Source organism: Candidatus Hydrogenedens sp., assembly GCA_035378955.1.
GTDB lineage: Bacteria > Hydrogenedentota > Hydrogenedentia > Hydrogenedentales > Hydrogenedentaceae > Hydrogenedens.
This window is the reverse complement of the sequence record DAOSUS010000123.1, coordinates 1-4,898: the sequence shown is the minus strand read 5'-3', so window position 1 is coordinate 4,898 and position 4,898 is coordinate 1. Positions and strand designations below refer to the sequence as shown.

General features: G+C 36.3%; 4 protein-coding genes. All 4 read right to left on the bottom strand.

Annotated features, from left to right (window positions below):
* Positions 1-505 precede the first annotated feature (505 nt).
* Complete coding sequence (gene cas1, locus PLA12_14340) at positions 506-1,486, bottom strand: CRISPR-associated endonuclease Cas1 (GenBank protein HOQ33668.1); 981 nt, start codon at positions 1,484-1,486, stop codon at positions 506-508.
* 107 nt (positions 1,487-1,593) lie between these two features.
* The gene (gene csm5, locus PLA12_14335; protein ID HOQ33667.1) at positions 1,594-2,976 is read right to left on the bottom strand and encodes a type III-A CRISPR-associated RAMP protein Csm5; all 1,383 of its coding nucleotides are present in this window, start codon (positions 2,974-2,976) and stop codon (positions 1,594-1,596) included.
* Between the two features lies 1 nt (position 2,977).
* Entirely contained in the window at positions 2,978-4,096 is a 1,119-nt protein-coding gene (gene csm4 / locus PLA12_14330; GenBank protein HOQ33666.1) for a type III-A CRISPR-associated RAMP protein Csm4, read from the bottom strand.
* Positions 4,097-4,108: 12 nt separating this feature from the next.
* A partial coding sequence (gene csm3 / locus PLA12_14325; protein HOQ33665.1) for a type III-A CRISPR-associated RAMP protein Csm3 occupies positions 4,109-4,898 on the bottom strand: 790 nt, incomplete at its 5' end.

The window sequence follows — 4,898 nt, the reverse complement described above, 5'->3', positions numbered from 1 at the left end:
GAGGTAGTGCCGGATGTTAAGGCGGAGACTTTATTGAAGGAGATAGAGAAGAAGGATATTAGAGAACACAGATAGGAATGTCCGTGCTACATTTAGGATTTATATGTATGAAGGAAAAAATTAAATGGTAACTGTGCAAATCTTAGGAAAAGGAGGATGTATTAAATTATAATGGATTAAATTATGATGAGATTTTGTTCTTGAAGTGGTGAGAAGTGCGTTATGCCGTTTCGGTTGAGGATTTTTATTTTGTTTGTGTCGGTGTTGCACAGGGGAATGATATGTATAATGAGTTGTCGGTGTTTGTCGTCGGGGGTTTCATTGGTAAGATATTCGCGAAGGGTTTTGTTTAATTTTTCGATTAGTATTTCCTTTTCGTATTCGTCGAGGTAGCCCATGAATACGGAGAATTGGATTCGAGAGAGGTTTGCCTCTTGACAAAGGTAAATGATTTTGTTTCGGAGTTTGTCGTTTCCTATGTCGAAGAAGAGTAGTGTATGCATAGTTATTGTTGATGGTCAAGGGTTTGTTTTGATGAGTTAAGATATTGGGCAAGTTTTAGTGCTTCTTGGAGGATGATTTTTTGGTATGTAATGTTGGCGTCTTTGGAAGTGTTTTCATAAAGTCGTTCTATGTAGAGGGTGGATAGTCGTTTTTGTGTTTCTTTTTCGAGTAGTCCATTTTTTTGGATTGATATATTTAGTCCTTGTCGTAAAGAGGCGAGTAAGGGCGTATCTACAAGAGGTTGTCGAAATTGTTCTATAAAATCGAATACAAGAGATTGTTTGTTGTTTTGGAGGGTATGCAGGAAGCCTGCGTAAGGGTCAAGTCCAGCGGTTGATAATGCGCGATAACATTCGGAGTATAAAATGCCGTAGCCGTAATTGAGAGCAGAGTTGACAGGGTCTTTGGAATGGCGGTGGGTACGGTGTGTGAAGTTGTATTGTGGGGGGATAAGTTGTTTGAAGAAATTCCAGTATAGGGATGATGCATAGGCTTCTATATTCATGATTTTTTGTTGGGCATTTGGTATATTGGAAGGGCTTATCTGTTTTAGTTTTTGGATTAGTGGTTGGATGTTTTGATGGTAGGTAGGTTCTATCTGGGGTAAGTAATTTTTGTATCGAAAGAGGAGTTGAAATTGGTTTTCAATTTTAGAGTGGATATATTTTTTTACGATTTCGATGCCGAAGCCGTTTTGCAGGGCTTTATATTGATTCCAACGGACCTGAATGTAAGGATGAATATCCGGGGATTGTATGATGCTGATAGGTTTTCCGTAGGGTTTACAAATGGTTAAGGTGATTTTGTTTTCAGCGGAGAGTTGTAGGGCTTCGGCAGAGATGGAAAAGCCTTGAGCAAAGATAATGAAGTGGGTTAGTTTGTTCGCTGGGATGGTTTTTAGGATTTTATTATTGCTGGTAATTTTGAACAAGTTTTTGTATCTTCCGACACGGATATTTTGTTCGGTTAAAATCAGATGCATCTTCACACTCCCATTTTTTATGCACACTTGATTTTGAATGATATTGATATAGTTTCGTTTTTTAATTATCTTTTATCTTTTTATTTTATTCCCTCCATTGTGTTGTTTTATGGTTGTCTCTTTTCAATTTCGAGTTTGAACCAGCCTAAAGGAACCGAGGGTTGGATATGTTCTTTTGTAGTTATTAATTTTCTTGAACGCGGAAAAGGATTATCTATGGTATAGTTTCTTCCAATGCCCAGATGTAATTCTTTTTGTATTTCTATTCGTTTTTCAGGTGGATAAACGAGGGCTATGGTTTTGCTTAAATAGCCTGTACCAAAACCTAATTGTAGTAGTATTTCATTGTTCTTCGCTTGTTCAAATTTTAATTGTTTTAAGTTGCTGTCGTAATCTGTTATATTAAAGAAGTCTTTTTGTGATTCGATTAGTGCCGATGAGAAACTGAGTAATGCATTTTTTATATTATCTTGACTCGATAGAATTTCTCTAAGTTTTTCAAAAATTTTTTTGTTATCTCTGAATTTATCAAGTATTGCTGGTTTTTCTTTCTTTTTTGCCTCTGCCTCTGCGGTACCAATGATTCTTTCTAAAATAAAAGTATCAATATAAAACGGTATTTCAATTGTTGTGTTGGGAAGTAAACATTCCCCTAATATTATTCCTCCTTGAGAATCAATAGAATTATTCTTCTTTTTGGCTATTTGAATTTGACAAATAGCAAAATTATTAATTGTTTTAATTTTACTTTCAGTATCTATTAAAGGGAAAGGAGAAGAATCGCGTATTACTAATGCTTTAAATAGGTCATATTTAACATCATTTAGAGGGATTATGTAGTTAAGAAGTGTTCTTTGTGAGTTTTTATTTTTTTGTCTTTGATTTTGTTGTTCTTGATTTCTAAATATTGTATCTAAAATTTTATTAGGAATATTTATATTTAGTGATTTCAACAGATAATAGGTGATAGCCGTTCTTAAACATCCTTTGAGGCTGGAACCGGGAATAAAAGGTTGTCCGAAGGGGTCTTTGATGAAGGAAAAGACTTCTTCTGTGGGTTGAGAAATAGGGGCAGATGGTCGAACTTGCTGTGGTGTAGATTGTTGCTGTTTTTGTTGTGCCTGCTTCTTGATTTTTTCCATTGATGGGTCCAACTTTGTATGTTTTGAAGATACTGGTTTTAAATAGTCCCCAGAGGATTTGAGTTGGGCAACACTGGTTGTTTTTTGTCTTTCTTGGGGGGTAGCGAATACGGGTAGTGTATAGCGGATATATTCTGGAGAAAGGCGGAATGATAAATCTTCAATAATTTTTAATGCGGCATCAAGATTTTGATAGTTTTCCTGGAAGAATTTGAAAACATCTTTTAAGTAGAAATTTTTGTTTTCAATGTAGTATTCAAAGATTTGGTATTTCTCTCCGTCGGATATATGAATGGGTGTAATCGGTGTGATTTTGAATACTCCATGAATTTTTTTATCATTAATCATTTTAGTTCTCCTCTTTTGATGCATGGTAAAAATAAATATTAAAGGCGAGCCCGGAACGGTAAATGGGATGTGGATTCTGGTCGTAACTAATGTCGGTAACATCGCCATAAGGCATACCGTTAATAGCAGGGAAAACACTTCCTTCGATACACATACGAATGGACTGTTTAGGGCTATCATACCCGGCAATACTATGAATCCAACCGCCACGGACTGTGCATTCGTAAGAGGCAATTCCTGTTAGAATACCTTTTTCAAATTCTTCTTTTGTGGGATGATACAGGCTTAATGTTACGGCTGCGTTGTAGGGCTGTTCTTGCCCTTTGACTTTAAGTAAGCCATTTTCTACGGTGATATATTCTGATGTAAATGGTTCGATAGATTGAACACTAAAATGTCCGAAACCTGAAGTTCGTTCTCCACCGAGACCTAATTCGCCAAGGGTAGATAATAGTTTTTTAAATTTATCGAGTTCATCTTCCTGAAGTTCAACGAGGAACCAAAGTCCTACTCCTTCATCGGTATTAATTTCGTAGAAGTTTTGAGGGAATGGGGTCGTTTGATTATTTATACGATCAATGACAGTAGAAATTTTGTAGTTTTCTATGACAATTTTATTAGGTAGTTTTAATTTATCGACTTCTTCTTTTAAACAAAGAACGGAAGCTTTAGATTCGTCAGCTCCATCTAAGTGTTTTATCTGGGCACTTTGAGTTATTTCATTATTGATGAGCAATTCTTTGAAAAGCCCTTCGGATACATATTTTGTTTTTTTCCATCTTTTCTTATCCAACTTTTCTTCATTTTTCTGTTGGTATGGCTCGTTGATAGATTCATTATTGGTATCATCCGTTGTGGAAGGGACGAAAGGCTTTGGATAGAGAAAGACAGTCCTACCGCTATTTTTATTTCCCTTTTCTTTGTAATAAGGATAGATTGACGATAGTTTTAAGTTTGTTGCTCGTTCACAGAGCCAGTATGTATCTGTTATTGCGGAAACACATATTAAAGCGGAATGGAGTACATCGGAATGAACAATAGCGGTGGATTTTCGGGCATGACTGTTTTGACCTATGAAAAAGGGTCCTTTAGGTTTTAGCTTTATTCGATAATAGGGCATGATGCTGTCTCCTTATTGTGAGACCTTTCTTTCAAATTCTTTTCTCCAATCTTTGAAGGTCGAATTTTCTTCTAATGATATTTCTGGGTTTAAGTTTTCGACTTTGATTTCTCTTGTGGCAAACTTTATCTGTCCGTAACCACGAGAGCCCATCCCACCGAGGTAATCGTCTTCAAGTAGGTCCATTCCTTCTTTGAGGGTGTAAAGTATAGATTTTAGCCATTCCTCTTCTAAATCTGGCGGATTGTAAAGATTGAGCACAAAAGCATAATTAAATTTTACACCGGCAGGAACGCGTTCTATTTTTCTGGGGGTTGCGGCGGAAGTTATACGGTCTATAACTACTTCTGTTTTTAGCTGTGTATAGGGTAAATCTACATATGACGACTCCTCTAACTTTTGAACAGATTCTTTAGTTAGAGAGGCATCTCGAACTATCAGTCGTGTAGGTAAAGCACTGCTTATTTTGTAAGATTGATTATCTCTTTTTAACTTTTCAATTTCGTTGTTTGTAATCCCGAATATATGAAAGATAATGCCTCTTTGAGGGTCATTATAAGTATTTAACGAATCACAGGTAAAGATTTTTGAGTTGGCGACAGAATTAAGTTTTCCAGGACAATGAACTTTCTCAAGCAAGCAACGCATTTTTCCTTTTAAGGAACTTCCGGGGATGTATGGTTTGCCATCAGTGGCATTACGGATAATAACAGTATCAGCACCGCCGATGGATATACCGGATTCTGAACCTCCTATGCGTAGACCGGTAAGGAGTTCCAATTCTCCTGTAATAACAACCTTT

Coding starts and splice junctions, on each gene's coding strand:
- cas1 (HOQ33668.1), bottom strand. CDS start 1,486: ATGCATCTGATTTTAACCGAACAAAATATCCGTGTCGGAAGATACAAA.
- csm5 (HOQ33667.1), bottom strand. CDS start 2,976: ATGATTAATGATAAAAAAATTCATGGAGTATTCAAAATCACACCGATT.
- csm4 (HOQ33666.1), bottom strand. CDS start 4,096: ATGCCCTATTATCGAATAAAGCTAAAACCTAAAGGACCCTTTTTCATA.